Annotated in this window: 15 protein-coding genes and 1 pseudogene; 13 read left to right on the forward strand and 3 right to left on the reverse strand. The window is 62.1% G+C overall.

Going from position 1 to position 16,194, the window contains the following annotated elements:
- Positions 1 to 8 precede the first annotated feature (8 nt).
- A complete protein-coding gene (locus LGR64_RS02150) occupies positions 9 to 629 on the forward strand; it encodes a sulfite oxidase heme-binding subunit YedZ (protein WP_034398951.1) in 621 nt (206 codons plus the stop codon).
- Here the strand turns inward: LGR64_RS02150 and LGR64_RS02155 are convergent.
- Together LGR64_RS02155 and lptM are read right to left on the reverse strand one after the other, a co-directional pair.
- Positions 626 to 1,453, reverse strand: a complete 828-nt coding sequence (locus tag LGR64_RS02155; RefSeq protein ID WP_012207382.1) for an MBL fold metallo-hydrolase — start codon at positions 1,451 to 1,453, stop codon at positions 626 to 628. The genes LGR64_RS02150 and LGR64_RS02155 overlap by 4 nt on opposite strands.
- Positions 1,454 to 1,544: 91 nt before the next feature.
- Positions 1,545 to 1,826, reverse strand: coding sequence for an LPS translocon maturation chaperone LptM (gene lptM / locus LGR64_RS02160; protein ID WP_080518227.1), 282 nt, complete (start codon positions 1,824 to 1,826; stop codon positions 1,545 to 1,547).
- Between the two features lie 12 nt (positions 1,827 to 1,838).
- Here lptM and cyaY point away from each other — a divergent pair, with 12 nt between their 5' ends.
- A complete protein-coding gene (cyaY, locus tag LGR64_RS02165; RefSeq protein WP_012207381.1) occupies positions 1,839 to 2,177 on the forward strand; it encodes an iron donor protein CyaY in 339 nt (112 codons plus the stop codon).
- A 79-nt stretch (positions 2,178 to 2,256) separates the two neighbouring features.
- On the opposite strand, the gene LGR64_RS02170 is transcribed toward cyaY, so the two are convergent.
- Complete coding sequence (locus LGR64_RS02170) at positions 2,257 to 4,581, reverse strand: penicillin-binding protein 1A (RefSeq protein WP_034397006.1); 2,325 nt, start codon at positions 4,579 to 4,581, stop codon at positions 2,257 to 2,259.
- Positions 4,582 to 4,952: 371 nt separating this feature from the next.
- On the opposite strand from LGR64_RS02170, the pseudogene LGR64_RS02175 reads away from it, so the two are divergent.
- The 11 genes and pseudogenes from LGR64_RS02175 (at position 4,953) to LGR64_RS02225 (ending at position 16,189) form a co-directional block, all read left to right on the forward strand.
- Positions 4,953 to 6,031 (forward strand): annotated as a pseudogene (locus LGR64_RS02175) (pilus assembly protein PilM).
- A complete protein-coding gene (locus tag LGR64_RS02180; protein WP_141835190.1) occupies positions 6,028 to 6,639 on the forward strand; it encodes a PilN domain-containing protein in 612 nt (203 codons plus the stop codon). The pseudogene LGR64_RS02175 and the gene LGR64_RS02180 overlap by 4 nt, the downstream one beginning before the upstream one ends.
- The gene (locus LGR64_RS02185) at positions 6,639 to 7,316 is read left to right on the forward strand and encodes a type 4a pilus biogenesis protein PilO (protein WP_071956763.1); all 678 of its coding nucleotides are present in this window, start codon (positions 6,639 to 6,641) and stop codon (positions 7,314 to 7,316) included. Before LGR64_RS02180 ends, LGR64_RS02185 begins: the two co-directional genes overlap by 1 nt.
- Positions 7,316 to 7,864: a pilus assembly protein PilP gene (locus LGR64_RS02190; protein ID WP_141835187.1), complete on the forward strand. Its 549-nt coding sequence runs from the start codon at positions 7,316 to 7,318 to the stop codon at positions 7,862 to 7,864. Before LGR64_RS02185 ends, LGR64_RS02190 begins: the two co-directional genes overlap by 1 nt.
- The gene (pilQ, locus tag LGR64_RS02195; protein ID WP_141835184.1) at positions 7,861 to 10,014 is read left to right on the forward strand and encodes a type IV pilus secretin PilQ; all 2,154 of its coding nucleotides are present in this window, start codon (positions 7,861 to 7,863) and stop codon (positions 10,012 to 10,014) included. Before LGR64_RS02190 ends, pilQ begins: the two co-directional genes overlap by 4 nt.
- Positions 10,015 to 10,036: 22 nt before the next feature.
- Positions 10,037 to 11,464 (forward strand): Ig domain-containing protein, encoded by a 1,428-nt coding sequence (locus LGR64_RS02200; protein WP_141835181.1) that lies wholly within the window; start codon positions 10,037 to 10,039, stop codon positions 11,462 to 11,464.
- Positions 11,465 to 11,529: 65 nt separating this feature from the next.
- Complete coding sequence (locus tag LGR64_RS02205) at positions 11,530 to 12,060, forward strand: shikimate kinase (protein ID WP_013800765.1); 531 nt, start codon at positions 11,530 to 11,532, stop codon at positions 12,058 to 12,060.
- A gap of 130 nt (positions 12,061 to 12,190) precedes the next feature.
- Positions 12,191 to 13,309 (forward strand): 3-dehydroquinate synthase, encoded by a 1,119-nt coding sequence (gene aroB / locus LGR64_RS02210; RefSeq protein ID WP_141835178.1) that lies wholly within the window; start codon positions 12,191 to 12,193, stop codon positions 13,307 to 13,309.
- Positions 13,310 to 13,373: 64 nt separating this feature from the next.
- Positions 13,374 to 14,552: a deoxyguanosinetriphosphate triphosphohydrolase gene (locus tag LGR64_RS02215; RefSeq protein WP_141835177.1), complete on the forward strand. Its 1,179-nt coding sequence runs from the start codon at positions 13,374 to 13,376 to the stop codon at positions 14,550 to 14,552.
- A 138-nt stretch (positions 14,553 to 14,690) separates the two neighbouring features.
- A complete protein-coding gene (locus LGR64_RS02220) occupies positions 14,691 to 15,311 on the forward strand; it encodes a DUF1415 domain-containing protein (RefSeq protein WP_230354945.1) in 621 nt (206 codons plus the stop codon).
- Positions 15,308 to 16,189: a class I SAM-dependent methyltransferase gene (locus LGR64_RS02225; protein WP_034396999.1), complete on the forward strand. Its 882-nt coding sequence runs from the start codon at positions 15,308 to 15,310 to the stop codon at positions 16,187 to 16,189. The genes LGR64_RS02220 and LGR64_RS02225 overlap by 4 nt, the downstream gene beginning before the upstream one ends.
- Positions 16,190 to 16,194: the final 5 nt, after the last annotated feature.

The following is a 16,194-nucleotide window of genomic DNA, read 5'->3' on the forward strand; positions in this document are numbered from 1 at the left end:
CCCATGCAATGACGGCGGTGCAGCGTCTTTTGCTGCACCGGACGGCCAAGCCGCTGGTGTTTCTTGCGTGCCTGCTGCCGTTTGCGTGGCTGCTGGCTGGAGCCATCCTGAACACGCTTGGCGCCAATCCGGCCGAGGCCTTGCTGCGCTCCACTGGTGACTGGACCTTGCGCTTTCTGTGCGTGGTGCTGGCCGTGACACCGCTGCGCCAGGCGCTGGGACTGACGGCACTGGCGCGCTTCAGGCGCATGCTGGGCCTGTATGTGTTCTTCTACGCGCTGCTGCACCTGCTGTGCTATGCATGGTTCGACATGGGGCTGGACTGGGGCGAGATCGTGCTCGACATCCCGAAGCGCCCATTCATCCTGGTGGGCTTTGCGGCGCTGCTCTTGCTGACCGCTCTGGCGGTGACTTCACCGCACCGTGTCATGCGCGCCATGGGCGGCAGGCGCTGGCAATGGCTGCACCGCTGTATCTATGCGGTCGCGCCGCTGGCCCTGTTGCATTTCTTCTGGATGCGCGCAGGCAAGAACAACTTTGCCGAGGTCGGCGTGTACGCCGCCATTCTTGCGCTGCTGCTGGCCTGGCGCGTGGTCCATGTACTGCGCCGCCGGCGCGCCAGGCGCTAGCCGGCCACGGCGCGCAGGGCAGGACGCAGCTGGCGGGTCACCGGGTCGATGTCCGCCATGGGCAACTGGTAGTTGCGCTGGTCGAACAGGTCGATGCCGCACTGCAGGCCTTCGAGCCAATTGAACAGGTCGGCAATCGCCTTGGCGCCCATGATGGGCGCGCCGTGCTGGGGCACGATCATGTCGATGGGCAACTGGCGCGCCATCTGCACCCACAGCCGCAGGATCTTGTTGGAGACCATGTATCGGCGGTGAAAACCTTCCATGCGGGCGATGTGCGGCACGAGGTCGGTCACGGGCACCTGCGCCTCGATGCCGTTCATCAGGGACACGCCCAGGTCGCCCGTGAAGAGGATGCGGCTGACCGGGTCGTAGAAGTGGAAGTTGCCTTCGGCATGCAGGAAGTGGGCGGGCAGCAGGTGCAGTTCATGGCGGCCCAGCGGCAGCCGGCCACCGGCGTCCGGCACGCCGATCACGCGGTTTTCGGTCTTGCCGACCTTGGTGAAGTGGGGCGCGAAGCGCTCCCAGATGCGCGAGATCACCAGTTGTGCCTTGGTGCTGGTCATCCAGCGGTCCAGCGAGGCAATGATGTCGGGGTCGGCGTGGGAAGCGATCAGATAGGACAGCTTGTGCGGCGCGAAATGCCGCGACATGCCCATGAACAGCTCGTTGAATGCGAGATTGCCGCCCGGGTCGATGATGGCACCCGTGTCGTCATCGACGATGAGGAACTGATTGGCCTGTATGGCCTGTCCATCTTCCTCGATGAGGTCGGTGAACATCAGGCAGGCGTGGTTTTTGTCTCGGTAGAGCTCTACGGGCATGGCGGGTTGTCGAGGGACAAGAGAAAGTCACTCTAAGCGCCATGCCTGGCAGCGGTGTTGATGTGCATCAAGCCGCGGCGCGGCTGCCGACTCAGTCGGCCTGCTGCTTGCGGGAGTCCGTGGTGCCGGTGGGTGTCGAGCTTTCCTCGACGGCGGCACTTGACGGGCCAGCGGGCAAGGTGGTGGGTGCAGGCGCGGGCGTTGCACGCTCGGCCGGGCTGGAAATGCCCAGGGTCTGCGGCAGTGTGGCGCGGTGGCTGGCCGCAGGCGAGCTGGGCAGAAACAGCGGGCCTTTCTGGCCGCAGGCGGCCAGGGACGCCGCACAGGCGCCAAGGGCAATGCACCTGACTAGAATTTGCGAGGCTTTCAACATAAGCGAATTGTAATGACCGACCAAGAATTTCTGGACCTTGCCGAACGACTGCTTCTGGCCGTTGAGCAAGACTGCGATCGCATCAACGATGAAACCGATGCCGACCTCGATGCCCAGCGCGTGGGTGGCATGGTGACCCTGGTCTTTGCCAACCGCAGCCAGATCGTGATCAACCAGCAAAAACCGCTGCACGAGATCTGGCTGGCGGCCAAGGCCGGAGGCTTTCACTACCGCTACGACGCGGCGCAGGGCGCCTGGCTCGATACCAAGGGCGCGGGCGAGTTCTTCGCCAACCTGAGCCGCTACGCCACCGAGCAGTCGGGCCTGGCGCTGCAGTTCTCGGCACGCTGATCCGCCGTTATCGGCAGGCTCCATGAAGAAAGCCCGGCATGGCCGGGCTTTCTTGCGTGGTCAACCGCTTGTGTGGCGGTCAGTTGCGGAAGAGGTCGAGGATGCGGTTGCGCTCCTCGGTGGCGGGCGGGGGCGTGGCGCCTGCAGCGCCGCCCGAGGAGGCGCTGTCCATGCCCAGGCTGCTGACGCCGCCGTTGCGCGCGTTTTCCTCGTAGTACCACTCACCGCCCATGTTCACGACGCCAGGGGGCACAGGCATCTCTGCCACCGGCACGCCCTTGAGGGCATGCTGCATGAAGCCGATCCAGATGGGCAGGCTCAGTCCGCCGCCCGTCTCGCGGCTGCCCAGGTTGCGCGGCGTGTCGTAGCCGATCCAGGACACTGCGGCCAGCGTGGGCTGGAAGCCTGCGAACCAGGCATCCACCGAGTCGTTGGTCGTGCCCGTCTTGCCGTACAGGTCGGGACGCTTGAGCGTGGACTGCGCGCGTGCTGCCGTGCCCACGCGCGCCACGTCCTGCAGCAGGCTGTCCATGATGAAGGCGTTGCGCGCGTCGATGGCCTGGGGCAGTTCCTGCACCGGGGGCGGCGTGAATTCGGACAGGATGCGGCCCTTGTGATCGGTGACACGGGCAATCAGCCAGGGGTTGACGCGGTGGCCGCCATTGGCGAACACGGAGTAGCCGGCAGCCAACTGCAGCGGCGTGACCGCTCCGGCACCCAGCGCCATGGTCAGGTAGGCCGGATGCTTGGCGGCGTCAAAGCCGAAGCGCGTGACCCACTCCTGGCCCTGCTTGGGTCCCACGGCCTGGAGCAGGCGGATGGAGATCATGTTCTTGGACTTGTTCAAGCCCGTGCGCATGGTCATCGGCCCGTCGTAACGGCTGTCGTAGTTCTTGGGCTCCCATGGCTGGCCACCCGTCACGCCGGCGCTGAAGAACAGCGGCGCGTCATTGATCATGGTGGAAGGCGAGAAGCCTTTTTCCAGTGCCGCAGAGTAGATGAAGGGCTTGAAGGCCGAGCCGGGCTGGCGCCAAGCCTGGGTCACGTGGTTGAACTTGTTCTTCTGGAAGTCGAAGCCGCCGATCAGGGCGCGCAAGGCGCCTGTCTGGGGGACCAGGGCCACGAAGGCGCCTTCCACTTCGGGCAGCTGCGTGATTTCCCAGGTGTTCTTGGGCGTCTTGACCACGCGGATCACGGCACCGGGACGGATCTTGATGTTGGGCGGTGCCTTGGGGTTCAGGCCCGATTCGGCGGGTTTCAGGCCTTCACCCGTGATCTCGATCTGTTCGCCGTCGGCGCGTGCCGCCAGGATCTTGCGCGGATTGGCATCCAGCACCACGGCGGCGAGCACATCACCGTTGTCGGGGTGGTTAGCCAGGGTGTCGTCAATGGCGTCTTCACGGTCCTCGGCGTCGGCCGGCAGGGCCACGAACTTTTCGGGACCGCGGTATTTCTGGCGGCGCTCGTAGTCCATGATGCCCCGGCGCAGCGAGGCGTAGGCGGCTTCCTGTTCGCCGGCATTGATGGTGGTGTAGACGTTCAGGCCGCGCGTATAGGCTTCGTTGCCGTACTGGGCAAAGATCAGCTGGCGTGCCATCTCGGCCACGTATTCGGCATGCACGCGGGTGTTGAAGGAGCCCGTGCGGATCTTCAGCGGCTCGGCCTTGGCTTCAGTGGCCTGGGCGGAGGTGATGAAGCCGTTTTCCTCCATGCGCTCGATGATGTAGAGCTGGCGCGAGCGGGCGCGCTTGGGATTGCTGATCGGGTTGTAGGCCGATGGTGCCTTGGGCAGGCCTGCCAGCATGGCCGCCTCGGCCACCGTGATGTCCTTCAGTGGCTTGCCGAAATAGGCTTCACAGGCAGCAGCAAAGCCATAGGCGCGATTTCCCAGATAAATCTGGTTCATGTAGATCTCGAGAATCTGGTTTTTGCTCAACAGATGCTCTAGCTTAAAAGTCAGTAAGACTTCGTAAATTTTGCGTGTAAAAGTTTTCTCGGAAGACAGATAGACGTTGCGCGCCACCTGCATGGTGATAGTCGATGCGCCCTGGCTTTTCACGCGGCCCAGATTGGCCAGCGCGGCGCGGGCCATTCCCTTGTAGTCCACGCCGCCATGCTCGAAAAAGCGCGTGTCTTCAATGGCCAGCACGGCGTCCGTCATCACCTTGGGGATGTCCTGGATGGGGGTCAGCGTGCGCCGCTCCTCGCCAAATTCACCCAGCAGGGCGCCTTCGCTGGAGTACACGCGCAGCGGCAGCTTGGGCCGGTAATCGGCCAGCTCGGACACGTCGGGCAGGTTGGGGTAGGCCATGGCCAGGGCCACGGCCACGGTCAGCATCAAGGCCAGCGCGCCGGCGACGGCGATGCCCGCCAGCCATAGCAAGGCCTTGGGAAACCAGTGCATGGGCTTGGATGGGGCGGAGCGAGGCTTTGCAGCCTGGGGTTCTCGGGAGTCTGAAGACGGCATGTCGCAGGGAGTGCTGAGGAGTGCCGCATTATAAAAATGCGTGCCCCAGAAGGACGGTAGGAGACGGCTGCACACGGTTGCCAGCATGGCCGCAAGCCACGCATCCTAAGCCAGGCGTGCAGGCCGACATGCAAGCAGGGGTGCATTCATGTCGCATTTGATGGCCCGCAATAATGTCTGTTTTTGGCCACTACCGCCAAGCGTGCTCCGGCTGGCATGGTGAGCTGCGCACAGTCTTGCTGATAGCATTCAACCTATATGTGAAGGTTTGTTGCGTTCTTTACATACACAAGAAGAGGGAGGGCAAGTTGATTGCTATGGGATCCTTATTCAGTCGCCAGCCCGCACCTTTGCTAGGCATCGACATCAGTTCTTCGAGCGCCAAGCTCGTTGAGTTGTCTCGTGCCAAGTCGGGCGAACTGTTGCTGGAGCGCTGTGCCATCGAACCGCTGGAGCGGGGATGGATCACGGACGGCAACATCGAAAAGTTCGACGAAGTGGCAGAGGCTGTACGGCGACTGGTCAAAAAAAGCGGCACGCGGACCAAGAACGTGGCCATGGCCCTGCCGGCCTCGGCCGTGATCACCAAGAAGATTTCGCTGCCGGACGGCATGAGCGAGCAGGAATTGGAGGTCCAGGTTGAATCCGAGGCCAATCAGTACATTCCGTTCTCGCTCGATGAAGTGAGTCTGGACTTCTGCGTCATAGGCCCGTCATCGAATTCACCCGGCGATGTGGACGTGCTCATTGCCGCATCGCGCCGCGAGAAGGTCCAGGACCGCCAGGGCCTGGCCGAGGCGGCCGGCCTCAAGCCGATGGTCATCGACATCGAGCCCCATGCCTCCCGCATGGCAGCTGCACGGCTGATCGAGCGCCTGCCCAATCAGGGCAACAATGCCCTTGTCGCCTTGTTCGAGTTAGGCGCCATGACGACCAGCATGCAGATCCTGCGCGACGACGAGGTTCTGTATGACCGGGACCAGGCTTTTGGCGGCGCACAGCTGACGCAACTGATCGCGCGCCAATATGGTTTCTCGCTCGAAGAGGCCGAGTCCAAGAAGCGCAGCGGCGAACTTCCGGAGGACTACGCGTCCGCCGTGCTCAAGCCCTTTGTGCAAAGCATGACGCAGGAAGTGTCGCGCGCACTGCAGTTCTTTTTCACCATACGCCCCACAACCGCATAGACCACATCCTGCTGGCAGGCGGCTCGGCCCCACTTTCCGGCCTGTCCGAGGCCATCACGCAGCAAACGGGTTTTGCCTGCAGCCTTGCCAATCCCTTTGATGGAATGGAAGTCGGCAGCGGCGTACGCCTCAAGCGCATGTCGCGCGAGGCCCCCGCCTACCTGACCGCCTGCGGACTGGCCATGCGGAGGTTTGTGTCGTGATTCTGATCAATCTGCTTCCTCACAGAGAAGCAACACGAAAGCGCCGCAAGGAAGCATTCCAGGCCACCATGGTTCTTTCAGCCCTGATAGGGCTTTTGATCATTGGTGCAGTCTATTGGTGGTACCAGATGATGATCGAGGCCCAGCAGGCAAAGAACACCATGCTGCGCGCCGAGATCACCGTCCTGGAGTCCCAGATCAAGGAAATCGCGGGGCTGGAAAACGAGATCACGGCCCTGCGTGCACGCCAGAAGGCCGTGGAGGATCTGCAGTCCGACCGCAATCTTCCGGTGCACATGCTCAATGAGCTGGTGGCGCAGTTGCCCGATGGTGTCTACATCACCAGCATCAAGCAGGAAGGTCTGGCCGTGACCATGCTGGGCACGGCACAGTCCAATGAGCGGGTGTCTGAAATGCTGCGCAATCTCTCGGAGGGGACACCCTGGATTTCAAAGCCTGAACTGGTGGAAATCGTGGCCAAGACGGTCAATGTCACGCCCAAGGACCAGCGCCGCGCCGCTGCGTTCAATCTGCGCTTTCAACTGACGCGTGCCAGCGTGGCGGAGAAGAACCTTTCGACGGCGGCCAACCCAGGAAAGTCCCAGTGATGGCCAAGAAGAAAAAGAACGACATCGATTTCTCCGCGCTGCAGGAGAACATACAGCGCCAGTTCCGTGGTCTGGATCCCAATGATCCGTCGCGGTGGCCTGTGCTGCCGCGGACACTGTTGTGCGTGGCCATCGCGCTGGCTGTGGCTGCCGTGCTTTGGTATGTGCTGATCAAGGACTACGAAGACACCCTGGAGCAGGAACGCAATACCGAGGTCACGCTGCGCCAGGACTTCAGCCAGAAGCTGTCCAAGGCCGTCAGCCTGGATGGCCTGAAGAAGCAACGTGAGCAGGTGCAGCAGTATGTGACGCAGCTGGAAAAGCAGTTGCCCAGCAAGGCGGAAATGGCGGCCCTGCTCTCGGACATCAATCAGGCTGGCCTGGGCCGCAGCCTGCAGTTTGAAACCTTCCGGCCTGGTGCGATGGTGGTCAAGGAATACTACGCCGAACTGCCCATTGCGTTGAAGGTCACGGGCCGCTTTCATGACATCGGATCCTTTGCTTCCGACGTGGCCTACCTGTCACGCATTGTGACCTTGAACAATCTGTCGATCGTCCCCGTGGGCAAGGATGGCAGCGAGGTCTTGAGCATGGAGGCGACGGCACGGACCTTCCGCTACCTGGATGCGGACGAGGTGCAGGCGCAACGCGCAGCTGCAGGGAAGGGCAAGAAGTAATGAGACACATGCGTTTCAGCGGCTGGCTCATGCTGGCAGCCTGCCTGGTCGCTTCGGGCTGCTCTTCCTCTGATCAAGAGGAACTGCAGACCTGGATGGCGCAAGAGAAAGCCAATGCAAAGCCCCGTGTCAAGCCTTTGGAGGAGCCCAAAGCTTTTACGCCCCAAGCCTACCTGGGAGCTGACGGCATGGATCCTTTCAATCCCTTGAAGCTGATGCAGGTGCTGCGCAAGGAATCCGCGCAGACCACTGCGAATACCACCCTGATTGCCTCCGAGCTCAATCGCCGCAAAGAACCGCTGGAGGCCGAGCCTCTGGATGCGATGACCATGGTGGGCAGCCTGGACAAGAAGGGTGTGCCCACAGCGCTGATCAAGGTGGGTGCCTTGCTCTACCAGATTCGCGCGGGAAATTACTTGGGACAGAACTACGGCAAGGTCACCCGGATCACGGAGACGTCCATCCAGTTGCGGGAAATCGTCCAGGACGGCAGCGGCGACTGGATAGAGAGAACTAGCACACTGGAGTTGCAGGAGGGAAGAAAATGATGGGCACACATCGAAGCATATTGCACAAGGCTCGCTGGGGAATCGCCGTAGGCGGTTGGCTACTGGGCTCCTTGGCATGGGCGCAGTCCGCGATAGAGTCGGTCTCCGGCTCGATTCAAGGGGGCACCGAGGTGGTGCGCATCGAGCTTTCCGAAGCGCTGGCCGCCGACCCTACGGGATTTGCGATCCAGTCTCCGGCGCGCATCGCACTGGATTTTCCTGGCGCCACCAATGGCACGGGCAAATCGGTGGTCGAGCTCAATCAGGGCAACCTGCGCTCCATCAATATCGTCGAGGCTTCAGGCCGCGCACGCCTGGTGCTGAACCTGAAGATGGCGACCTCCTACCGTACTGAACGCCAAGGCAAGGCGCTGCTGATCCTGCTGGATCCGGTGGCGGCCGCATCTGCAAGCGCAAAGCCTTCCGCACAGCAAGGCGTGTTTGAGAACAAAGCGGCCACCAATAGCGATAGCCAGCCAATACGCAATGTCGATTTTCGCCGCGGAAGCGACGGCTCGGGCCGTATCGTCGTAGGCCTGAGCAATAGCCAGGTCGGCGTGGATCTGCGCCGTGAAGGAAAGGAACTGGTGGTCGATTTCCTGCGCTCTTCTTTGCCTGAAGGGCTGCGTCGCAAGCTGGATGTTGCTGATTTCGGTACGCCGGTACAGACAATCTCTTCGTTGCAGCAGGGTGAGTCAGTCCGCATGCGCATTGCCCCCACAGGTGACTGGGAGCACAGTGCCTATCAAAGTGACAGCCAGTTTGTGATTGAAGTTCGCCAGAAAAAGGTGGACGTGAGCAAACTGACTCAGGGTCCTGGCTACAGCGGTGAGAAACTCTCCCTGAATTTCCAGAATATCGAAGTGCGATCTCTGCTTCAGGTGATTGCCGATTTCACAAACTTCAATATCGTGACTTCGGACACGGTTTCCGGGGCACTGACCCTGCGCCTGAAGGATGTTCCCTGGGATCAGGCGCTGCAAATCATCATGGATGCCAAGGGCTTGGGCATGCGCAAGTCCGGATCTGTGCTCTGGATTGCGCCCAGGGATGAAATCGATGCGCGCACCAAGCGGGACTATGAGGCCGCAATGGAGATTCAGAAACTGGAGCCTCTGAGAACTCAGGGCTTCCAGCTGAATTATGCGAAGGCGGCCGATATTCTTCAACAGATCAGTGCAAGCTCAGGTGGCGGTGGCTCGGGTGGAGCTTCCACCAGGTTCCTGTCGGAGCGTGGGTCTGCGATTTCGGAGCCTCGCACCAATCAGTTGTTTGTGACCGATACATCCACGAAACTGGAGGAGATGAAGGCGCTGCTGGCGACGTTGGACGTACCTGTTCGCCAAGTGCTGATTGAAGCTCGCATTGTGGAAGCTCGCGACACGTTTGGCCGGGCTCTGGGTGTGCGTCTTGGCGGTGGGGATTTACGTGCTCAGCGCGGTGGAGACGGAGGATACAGCATCGGTGGAGACAACCGTGTTGCCATCGGAACGGGATTTGACAATGCCAATGCTTCCGCAGGAGTGGGCGGGCAAGCCGTCAATACCTCTGGGAGTTTTGTCAATCTGCCTGGAAAACTGTCGAATGTCGCAAACTCGGGCACGTTTGCCATGTCGATCTTCAATGCTGCTGCGAACCGATTCCTGACCCTTGAACTTTCTGCGATGGAATCCGACGGTCAGGGCAAGATCATTTCCAGCCCGAGGTTGGTGACGGCCGATCAGACCAAGGCATTGATTGAGCAAGGTACTGAGTATCCGTATTCTGTGACGGCGCCTAATGGTGCGACGACCATTGCCTTCAAAAAGGCCGTTTTGAAGCTGGAGGTTACGCCTCAGATCACTCCTGAAGGCGATATCATCCTGGACCTTGATGTCAACAAGGATTCGCGTGGCGAGAGCACGCTGCAAGGTGTCGCTATCGATACCAAGCATGTGCGTACCCAGGTTCTTGTCCAGAATGGCGGAACTGTAGTGATCGGCGGTATCTTCGAGATGGAGGAGACCAATACGGAAAACAAGATTCCGCTATTGGGCGATGTCCCTGTTCTGGGGCATCTTTTCAAAAGTCGCGTGAGAGAATCCCAGAAACGGGAAATGCTGGTATTTATTACGCCGAAGATGTTGGCTGACATCAGAAGTGCTCGTTGAATGTAGTAGGAGATAGATAATCATGCAAAAAATCATTTTCGGTGCCATGCTGGCACTCGGTTTGGCCGGGTGTGGTGGTGGTGGAGGGAGTGCTGGTGAGACAAATCAGCCATATACCATTTCGCTGCGCGCAGATAAGACGCAGCTTCCGGTGAATATTGGAAGTGCCGGCCCTGGTATTGGTGCAAATGCGGCATATACGACGACAATGTATGTCGAGGCTCGTCAAGGGAATATGCCTATACCTGGCGGAGATGGCATTTTCCAATGTGCCGTGACTGCAGGTCTTGACTCGGCGGTTCTGTATTATCTGGATGGAACGGATAAAAAGGACGATCAAGGAAATATCACGGCAAGCCGTTCCATTGTGCTGGGCTCCAACTCTGGTAGTGCCACTTTCCACTTGCACGCAATCGACAAGGCTGGTGTAGCAAGCGTGACTTGCACGGTGACCGATCCTCGCGATAAGCGCCAGGTGAGTGCTGTGACCAGTGTCAATGTCGGTGGCGCTGCGCAGGGCATTCCTGCCAGCACGCTGGCCGTGACCCAGACGCCTGGCTATCTGGGCTCCCGAGACAACCTCTCCAATCTGCGAAACAACGTCGCACTGGAAGTGAAGGTGGTCGACGACCGCAATCAGCCGGTCACTGGCACCAGTCCCAATGTGCAGGTTCGGATTTTGCCCAGCTCGGCTTATGACGGTGCGCGCCTGATCTCTGGATCCAAGGCTGGCTCTTCGTTGCAAGTCAATTCGCTCAACGGCATTGCACAGCTGTCGCTTTCCAGTGGCCCCGATAGCGGCGCCATCGTGCTGGAAACGACTGTGGACCGCCGGGACAATGATGTCAGCAATGGCATTCAGGATCCCATCAGGGCCTATACCGTCGTCGGTGTCTATCACGAGATCGCCAAGACGCCTCTGGCCCTGCCTGATGGCTTGAGCATCCCGGGTGTCAAGGACCAGCCTCTGGTGTACGGCTTTGCAGCAACAGGCGGCATTCCTCCTTACCGCTGGTCGACACTGGGCGGTGTTCCAGACGGTATGCGCCTGAGCAGCGACGGCGTGCTTTCCGGTACGCCGACTGTGGTCGGAACCTTCAACATGCTGGTACGTGTGCAGGACGCACAGGGCGCCGTGGTCGACAAGACCGTGACCGTGACCATTGCGGCCAAGGCACCTCTGGCCTTCGCTGCACCGACCATCTCTGGCGTACGTGGCGTGGCCCTGGCGTATGCACTGTCGGCAACCGGCGGTACCGCTCCCTACACCTGGGTGAGTCTGGGTGGCACACCCGAAGGGCTGGCGTTGTCCAGCGACGGCATCTTGTCGGGTACTCCGACGGCGGATGGCACCTTCAACATGATCGTGCGCGTCACGGATGCCGACAACACGGTGATCACGAGGAACATGGCCATCACGGTGGCCAAGCCGGCAACCACGACGCCGTAAAGGCGATGCCGTTCGCGGCCATGGGAGATAATTTTGGTTTCTCATGGCCCGTGCGGTAACAGCAAATGGATGTTTCAGGCTTGGTAACCCGGGTGGCCCTGATCGGCCTGCCCGGCTCCGGCAAATCGACCATAGGGCGCCAGCTGGCGCGCCTGTGGTCGATGCGTTTTGTGGATGCGGATCATGTGGTCGAGCAGCGCATAGGCTGCAGCATCCGGGAGTTTTTCGAGCGCGAGGGCGAGCAGGCTTTTCGAGACATGGAGTCGCAGGTCATTGATGAGCTGTCGGCCTCCACATCCAGCCTGCTGCTGTCCACGGGCGGTGGCGTGGTGCTGCGGGAGCAAAACCGCCGCCATCTGCATGCGCGCACCCAGGTCTTCTATCTGGATTGCACGCCAGAGGCCATCGCCGCGCGGCTGCGCAACGATGTGACGCGGCCCTTGCTGCAGGTGGAAGACCCGGCACTGCGCCTGCGGGAGCTGCTGCTGCAACGCGAGCCGCTTTATCTGGAGACGGCTCACTTCGTGATCCAGACATCCGGCCTGTCTGTGGCACAGGCTGCGCAGCGCATACGCATGCAGGCGGAACTGGCCTGAGCGGCAGCCCGCTGGAACACCAAAGGCCTCGGCACTTGCCGGGGCCTTTTTCTTTAAGATCGGCGGTTGCCGGGCGCGCTGCCGTGTCGCGCAATTCCTTTCACTCTTTCTGCCTTGGAGCGACACCATCTTGCCCACCGCTTCCTCCTTGCCTGCCGCCCAGGTCGTGACCATCGACCTGGGTGACCGTTCCTACCCGATCACCATTGGCACCGGCCTGCTGGACCAGGCCGCGACCTATGTCGCCCTGCCTTCTGCGGCCCAGGCCGTGATCGTCAGCAATGATGTGGTCGCACCGCTCTATGAGCCCGCACTGCGCCGCGTGCTGGAACAACGCTACCGCAGCGTGCGTACCGTGGTGCTGCCCGATGGCGAGGCCCACAAGGACTGGCAGACGCTGAACCAGATCTTCGATGACCTGTTGTCCGGTGGCTGTGACCGCAAGACCGTGCTGTTCGCGCTGGGCGGCGGCGTCATCGGCGACATGACCGGCTTTGCCGCTGCCAGCTACATGCGCGGCGTGCCGTTCGTGCAGGTGCCCACCACGCTGCTGTCGCAGGTGGACTCATCGGTGGGCGGCAAGACCGCCATCAACCATCCGTTGGGCAAGAACATGATCGGCGCCTTCTACCAGCCGCAGCTGGTGGTTTGCGACCTGGCCTCGCTGGACACGCTGCCCGGGCGCGAGCTGAGCGCCGGCCTGGCCGAGGTCATCAAGTACGGGCCGATCGCCGACATGGACTTCCTGGCCTGGCTGGAGGAGAACATGGATGCCTTGCTTGCCCGTGACCGCACTGCACTGGCGCACGCGATCAAGCGCAGCGTGGAGATCAAGGCCTGGGTGGTGGGCCAGGACGAGAAAGAGGCCGGATTGCGCGCCATTCTCAATTTCGGCCACACCTTTGGCCATGCGATCGAAGCCGGCATGGGCTACGGCAACTGGCTGCACGGCGAAGGCGTGGGCGCCGGCATGGTCATGGCGGCCGAGCTGTCGCAGCGCCTTGGCCTGGTGGATGCCGCCTTTGTGCAAAGGCTGCGCGTGCTGATCGAACGTGCGGGCCTGCCGGTGCGCGGCGCCGTGCTGGATGCGCGTGACAACGCTGGCCGCTATCTGGAGCTGATGCGCGTGGACAAGAAGTCCGAGGCGGGCGAGATCCGCTTCGTTCTCATCGACGGGCCGGGAAAGGCCGTCATGCGCTCGGCGCCCGATGCCTTGGTGCGCGAAGTCATAGACGCCTGCTGCGCCTGACGCGCAGCGCAGGGGGCAAGCAGGAACTGCTAGAGTGGCCTCGTCAGCATGATGAGGCGATCGAATGCAGAAACAGGCCCTGGCCCCCTATGCCTGCAACCCGGCGTTCAGCCGGGGGCGGCGTTTCCCGGAGGCGCCTGCGCCCACGCGCAGCGACTTCCAGCGCGACCGGGACCGCATCGTCCATTCCTCGGCGTTCCGGCGGCTGGTCTACAAGACCCAGGTCTTCGTCAACCACGAAGGCGATCTGTTCCGCACCCGCCTGACACACTCGCTGGAAGTCGCCCAGCTGGGCCGCTCGGTGGCCCGGTCGCTGCAACTGGACGAGGATCTGGTCGAAGCCATCTGCCTGGCCCACGACCTGGGCCACACCCCCTTCGGCCATGCGGGCCAGGACGCACTCAATGCCTGCATGCAGCCGCACGGCGGCTTCGAGCACAACCTGCAAAGCCTGCGCGTGGTGGACCGGCTGGAGGAGCGCTATCCGGCCTTTGACGGGCTCAACCTGAGCTTCGAGACGCGCGAGGGCATTCTCAAGCACTGCTCGCGCACCAATGCCGAGCACCTGGAAGCGCGGGAGCCCGGCGGTGTGGCCCAGCGCTTTTTGCTGGGCCGGCAGCCTTCGCTGGAGGCCCAGCTGTGCAATCTGGCCGATGCCATTGCCTACAACGCCCATGACGTCGACGATGGCGTGCGCTCCGGCCTGATCACCATGGCCCAGCTGTGCGAGGCCGTTCCCTTGTTCGCGCGCTATCACGATGCAACGCTGGCCGAGCACCCCCAGCTGGGCATGCCTTTGGCCGAGCGGCGCCTGCTGTACGAAAGCATCCGCCGCATGCTCAGCGACCAGGTCTATGACGTGATCGCCGCCACGCAGCAACGCATTGCGCAGGCACGGCCCTGTTCGGTGGACGAGGTGCGTGCCCAGCCTGGCGCTCTGGTCGGCTTCAGCGATACCATGAGGCAGCAGTCGCTGCAGCTCAAGCAGTTCCTGTTCCGCAATCTCTATCGCCATGAACAGGTGATGAAGACCATGGACGGCGCGCAGCAGGTCGTGGCCGAGCTGTTTGCGGCCTATATGGTGGAGCCTGATCGCATGAAGCCGCGCTTTGTGCAGCGGGCCATGCTGGCCGAGGACGTATCGGCGCGTGCGCGGGTGGTGGCCGACTTCATCGCCGGGATGACGGATCGCTACGCGGCCCGGGAGCATGAGCTGCTGACAGGCCTGCGCCTGCTGGGCTGAGAAATCCGAGCACCGGCATCGCCCGGGCGGCGCGGCTAGAATGCGGACCCTGCGTGACAGGGCAGGGAAGGGTTCCTGGACGGTTTCGCAATGTCTGGGGGCGCAGTGCCCCCGTTCGCATTTTTGAAGGGCACAGCCATGACCGATACCACCCACGAGATTCGCGCGGCCGAGTTTCCGCCTGTCACCGTGATCGAGGATACGGTGCACTGGCTCGAAAAGGCCGTGATCGGCCTGAACCTGTGCCCCTTCGCCAAGGGCGTGCACATCAAGGGCCAGATCCACTACACGGTCAGCCAGGCCACCGACGCCGAGGGCGTGGCGGCGGATCTGCACCGCGAGCTGGAAGCGCTGGCCGAGGCCTCGCCCGAGAAGCGCGACACCACGCTGCTGATCCTGCCCCATGCGCTGCAGGAGTTCCTGGACTTCAACGACTTCCTCGAAGTGGCCGACGCCATGGTCGAGGAACTGGACCTGGGAGGCATCCTGCAGGTGGCCTCGTTCCATCCGCAGTTCCAGTTCGAGGGCACTGAAGCCGACGACGTCACCAACTGCACCAACCGCTCGCCCTATCCCACGCTGCACCTGCTGCGCGAGGACAGCATAGACAAGGCGGTCGAAGCATTCCCCGAGGCGGAGTCCATCTACGAGCGCAACATGGAGACGCTGGAGAAGATCGGCATCGAAGGCTGGCTGGACATGGGCGTGGGCGCGCGCTGCCCCGTGGTGCATGCAGCCAAGCCGGGCGCAGCCGAATGAAGGCGCGCCAAGGCAAGCCTGCTGCGAAACCCGAGCAGGATGTGACCGAGCAACTGGGCCTCAAGCCCGGCCAGTCCATCGAACTGCTCAAGGCGCTGCACATCCTCACGCGCGAAGGCAAGATCAACCAGGACTCGCGGCGCAAGCTCAAGCAGGTCTACCACCTGTACCAGTTCATCGCCCCCATCCTCGAAGAACTGTCGGCCGACGACCATGCGGTCACCCTGGCCGACCACGGTGCCGGCAAGTCCTACCTGGGCTTCATCCTCTACGACCTGTATTTCAAGCCGCTGGGGCGCGGCCACATCTACGGCATAGAGACGCGCGCGCCGCTGGTGGACGCTTCGCAGAAGCTGGCCGCCGAGCTGGGCTTCGAGCGCATGGGCTTCCTCAACATGTCGGTGGCCGAATCCACGCATGCCGACTTCATGCCTGCGCAATTCGACGTGGTCACGGCCCTGCACGCCTGCGACACCGCCACCGACGATGCCATCGCCTTCGGCCTGGAGAAAAAGGCCAAGGCCATGGTGCTGGTGCCCTGCTGCCAGGCCGAGGTCGCTGCCTGCCTGCGCCAGACCAAGGCGCTGAGCCTGACGCGCACGCCCCTGGCAGAACTGTGGCGCCATCCCATACATACGCGCGAAATGGGCAGCCAGCTCACCAACGTGCTGCGCTGCCTGTACCTGGAAGCCTGCGGCTACCAGGTCACCGTGACCGAGCTGGTGGGCTGGGAGCACAGCATGAAGAACGAGCTGATCATTGCGCGTTACACGGGGCAGAAAAAGCGCAGTGCGGTCGAGCGCATGCGCGCCATCCTGGCGGAGTTCGGCCTGCAGGATGCGATGGCACAGCGCTATCCGCTGCTGCAGGCAGCCTGAGCCGG

The organism is Delftia sp. Lp-1 (assembly GCF_020523835.1).
In the GTDB taxonomy this organism is placed as follows: Bacteria; Pseudomonadota; Gammaproteobacteria; order Burkholderiales; family Burkholderiaceae_C; genus Comamonas; species Comamonas acidovorans.